Here is a 4024-nt window from a genome sequence, read left to right as displayed (position 1 = left end):
TTTTTATGGGCAGATATTTTAAAACTGTCTCTTGAAGCTAATTATGATGATTATCTTGAAAAAAAATGATAATTAGACAGAAGTTCTCTATGTGAACAAGAGAACTTTATCTTCTTTTGTTTTCAAAATGAGAATTGCTGGCCAATACCCAATTAACAGACCAAAAACCGCGAATGCGATCATCCATAAAATCATTTGATCATTAAATTTTTCACCAATAGTTCGTTGCTGAATAGCCGCTGCAATCAAATTGAAAATGACATTGACGATAGCACCAACAAAAAGACCAAGAACTGGGTATATGTACTTTCTTTGCATAAACCAATATCGCAACTTTCAAAAGCGTGTTAGCCAGATTAGCTTACTGCAAACAGCCTCCTTTTAAGGAGACTTATCACAGAAGCTTTCTAGGAATCTAGCAAAGATTCTTATATCTGGCTGCACTTTGTCACAAAATTTCACTATTATTTCGGGTAAGGTATCGTAAATCCCTTGATAGATTCAATCGGGACTCACTTCTGGGAAACCCGCTATAGATCTCCTGCAAAAATCAAAAATCTTACCTTAGCTGAGGAGAATCCCAGACAGGAGGAGAAAAAAGACATAAAAAATTTAGTACAAATGCTCTGCTCTCCCTGCTCTGGCGCTCCCTAGCTTACCAGAGGTCGATTGCGACGACAATTATCGCAATGACCACAGCGAAAATTATCGGCATTTTCCTGAAACCCAAAGGCATTTAAGAGAAAGTGCCAACGACAGCGACGGGTATAGAGGTAGGGAAATATCTCATTTCTGGGTTTAAAAGTCATCTTGGCTGAATTATGAGGATAAATAAGCCGATAATGAAAAGGATCGAGCCATTCTAGGCGATCGAGACTGTGTAAAAGGGAGAGAATGAGCGCACCATCGGGAAATTCGGCACTAATCGCCTCTACTTTGCCCTCTAGGGGAATTTGGGCTAAAATTTGCCAAGCTTGTCGGTATTGGCGTTCCTGTTGGGAGTTAAAGAATTTTTGCTGGTTTTTATCGCTATTATCTAACCATCCCGTCGGTTCACTAATTAAGGTGAGAGCCTGCATTTTACCCCCATCGCGACCACCGCGGCCGATTTCCTGTAGGTATTCCGATAGTAAAGCTGGGGGTTGGTAGTGGACAACCCAACGCACATCGGGTTTATTGATACCCATGCCAAAAGCTGAGGTACAGACAACAAAAGTTAAATCCCCCCGCAGCCAATTTTGTTCTATTTCCCGACGCTGAAAGGGGGATAAACCGGCATGATAGGCACTGGTGCGATAGTGGAGAGATTGCAACCATGCCGCTAAATTTTCACTATGGCGACGGGAACGAGTATAGATCAGGCCGGATTGTCGAGGTTGACTGGTGAGGAAGTTTAATAGTTGATGACGACGACAACCGGGGCTAATACATATTTTGGTGCTTAAGTCAAGGTTTTGACGGTAAGGATTTATTAAGAAAAGTTGTGGTTTTTCTAGTTGTAAGATGCGGGTGAGAGTCTCACGGGTAGCGGGGTTAGCGGTGGCGGTAAAAGCAGCGATCGCTATTTGGCTGCCGGCCGGTTTCGATTGCAGAAGAGCGGGACGGACAGCCCCAAGACGACGGTAAGCAGGACGAAAATTGTCGCCCCACTGGGTTAAACAATGGGCCTCGTCGAGGATGAGAGCGTTAATTTTAACGTGGGGAAGGGTTAATTTTGACCAGAGGGGCGGACTTAAGAGGGTTTCCGGCGAAAGATAGAGAAGTCGTAGGGTTTGATCTGCGATCGCTGCTAAGGTTTTCTTTCTCTGTTGTCGGGGGATTTCGTGATGAATCAGGGCAACGGGTAGTTTTTTAGCTAATAATTCCTCCACCTGATTTTCCATCAGGGCCACTAGGGGAGAAATCACTAGGGTTAAGCCGGTTTTTAATAAAGCGGGCAATTGAAAACAGATAGATTTACCGAATCCCGTGGGCATGACAATTAGGGCATCTTGTGCCGCTAGAATTGTCTCGATAATCTCCTGTTGGGGAAAGCGAAAGGCCTCATAGCCCCAAATTTTTTGAAAAATAGTCTGGATGCTTTCGGTATCGTGGGAAGACATGGGTTAACTGCTGGGAATTATGAATTATGAATTATGAATTATGAATTGGGGAGCAGGAGAGTGGGGAGTGGGAATTATGAATTATGAATTGGGGAGAGGGGAGAAGGGAGCGGGGGAGAGGAGAGCATTTGTATCAAAATTCAGGGGCTGGTTTAAAGGCGCAACTGGTTAGAAACCTCTGGGTTAAACAGTTTGAGTGGTTTTGACTATCCCGGACGGGTAACAATTTTTCCCATAATTGAATTTTTTTGCACTTCTTTAATAATCTGTTACACTTATAGCGATCAATCCTTGTCTGGGGAATTACTGATGACTGAACCTGTTAGCACCACTGACCCCGCAGTAGAAACCGCCACCGAAGCGCAACCCAGTTACGTCAAGCTGGCGATGCGGAATATGGTCAAGAAAAAAGGCGTCTCGTTAAAACACTTTTTTTTGACTACAGCAGCCCTATTAGGCTTTTTTGTCGGTGTTTCCTATCTGACGCGTCCCTAGGATGAAATCTGGTGAGTGAGACTTTGCCCCTAGGGGTGGATTTATGCCTACAGGATAATTATTTTGATCCCGGAAATAGTCCTGTGGATGGGGAAACTTGGCACTATTGGTTGGAGACATGGTTAGGCTATCTATCGGATTATCTCCCCGTTGCCGCCGGTTATGAACTAAGTTTGCGTTTAACAGACGATCGAGAAATTCGGACCTATAATTCCCAGTATCGCCACAAAGATCAACCGACGGATGTTCTCGCTTTTGCCGCTCTGGAAGTGGATTTCCCAGTCGATGAGGGCATTTTAGAGACAGAACCTTTATATTTGGGGGATATTATCATCTCTGTGGAGACAGCACAACAACAGGCTTTAACACAAAATCATTCTTTGGCGCGAGAATTGGCCTGGTTAACTGCCCACGCTTGTTTACATCTTTTGGGTTGGGATCATCCCGATGAAACAAGTCTGTTAGAAATGCTATCTTTACAGGAAACTTTGTTAAAAACCGTCGAAATGCCGATACATAGTTAGTTGTTTTTGTCAAGCATTATTGAGGAATATGAAGACAAACTATCATAAAGCCAACCAATCTACCAGCCTATCTAATCCCTATCTCAACAATAACTTTATCCCTCGATCGGGACAGGTGAGTGAGGGCAACAATTCGACTCAAAGAGAATACGCTTGGCAAGTCGCCTCGAATCTATTAGTCAGTTTTCGCTACGCTTGGGCCGGAGTCCGTTATGCTTTTGTCAGTCAAAGAAATTTTCGCATTCACACCCTGATTACCCTAGTAGCGATTAGTTGGGGCTTATTTTTGCGGGTTGATGCCCTGGAAATGGCGATTGTCACCCTTACCTGCGCTCTGGTGATGGTCTTAGAATTAATCAACACTGCCCTAGAATCAGTGGTGGATCTGACGGTGGGGCAATCCTACCATGATTTAGCCAAAATAGCGAAAGATTGTGCCGCTGGTGCCGTTTTAATCGCCTCGATCGCCGCTTTACTCGTAGCGGCTTTTATTTTTATTCCCCATTTATTAGTTTAAGCGGGAAGCTTTTTTCCGTGTTGCCAAAGGCACGGCGTAGCCGTCCAGTAAACAGTGAACAGTGAACTGAAAACTCAAATCTGATCACTGATTACTGTTTACTGAATTTAAACCGCGTAGGGGAAACTTCAGTACAAATGCTCGAACTTCCTCTCCCTGCTGCCAACTCCGGCACTGCGGTGCAGTCTTAACCAGTAATATTAGATAGTCAACAGCTTAACTGATCACTGATAACTGATCACTGATAAGTAGGGTCTGCTGAAAAAGTTTTTCCTGGGGGTAGGGTGTGGGGTGTGGGGTGTGGGGTGTAGGGTTTTACCGATTTTCAGGTGGTCAACTACCTAATTTTCAGGGAAAAAGTACCTCAATTTTCCCCCTGATCACTC

The 4024-nt window shown here is 44.2% G+C and carries 5 protein-coding genes; 3 read left to right on the top strand and 2 right to left on the bottom strand.

The window, feature by feature from the left end; genetic code table 11:
* Positions 1 to 87: 87 nt before the first annotated feature.
* Entirely contained in the window at positions 88 to 318 is a 231-nt protein-coding gene (locus tag IM450_RS12895) for a hypothetical protein (protein ID WP_287664231.1), read from the bottom strand.
* A gap of 332 nt (positions 319 to 650) precedes the next feature.
* The gene (locus IM450_RS12890) at positions 651 to 2102 is read right to left on the bottom strand and encodes a RecQ family ATP-dependent DNA helicase (RefSeq protein WP_287664229.1); all 1452 of its coding nucleotides are present in this window, start codon (positions 2100 to 2102) and stop codon (positions 651 to 653) included.
* Positions 2103 to 2411: 309 nt separating this feature from the next.
* Here IM450_RS12890 and IM450_RS12885 point away from each other — a divergent pair, with 309 nt between their 5' ends.
* From IM450_RS12885 to IM450_RS12875, 3 genes are read left to right on the top strand one after another with little or no spacing between them, the layout of a single operon-like run.
* Entirely contained in the window at positions 2412 to 2597 is a 186-nt protein-coding gene (locus IM450_RS12885) for a DUF3285 domain-containing protein (RefSeq protein WP_002797124.1), read from the top strand.
* Positions 2598 to 2608: 11 nt separating this feature from the next.
* On the top strand, positions 2609 to 3121 hold the full coding sequence (gene ybeY, locus IM450_RS12880) for an rRNA maturation RNase YbeY (protein WP_004163645.1): 513 nt from the start codon (positions 2609 to 2611) through the stop codon (positions 3119 to 3121).
* 28 nt (positions 3122 to 3149) lie between these two features.
* Positions 3150 to 3638, top strand: coding sequence for a diacylglycerol kinase family protein (locus tag IM450_RS12875; RefSeq protein ID WP_004163644.1), 489 nt, complete (start codon positions 3150 to 3152; stop codon positions 3636 to 3638).
* Positions 3639 to 4024: the final 386 nt, after the last annotated feature.

Source organism: Microcystis sp. M083S1, assembly GCF_020246405.1.
GTDB classification, from domain to species: Bacteria; Cyanobacteriota; Cyanobacteriia; order Cyanobacteriales; family Microcystaceae; genus Microcystis; species Microcystis aeruginosa_C.
Note: the sequence above shows the minus strand (reverse complement) of the source record. Positions and strands in the feature narration are given on the sequence as shown.

Coding starts and splice junctions, on each gene's coding strand:
- IM450_RS12885 (WP_002797124.1), top strand. CDS start 2,412: ATGACTGAACCTGTTAGCACCACTGACCCCGCAGTAGAAACCGCCACC.
- IM450_RS12895 (WP_287664231.1), bottom strand. CDS start 318: ATGCAAAGAAAGTACATATACCCAGTTCTTGGTCTTTTTGTTGGTGCT.
- IM450_RS12875 (WP_004163644.1), top strand. CDS start 3,150: ATGAAGACAAACTATCATAAAGCCAACCAATCTACCAGCCTATCTAAT.
- IM450_RS12890 (WP_287664229.1), bottom strand. CDS start 2,102: ATGTCTTCCCACGATACCGAAAGCATCCAGACTATTTTTCAAAAAATT.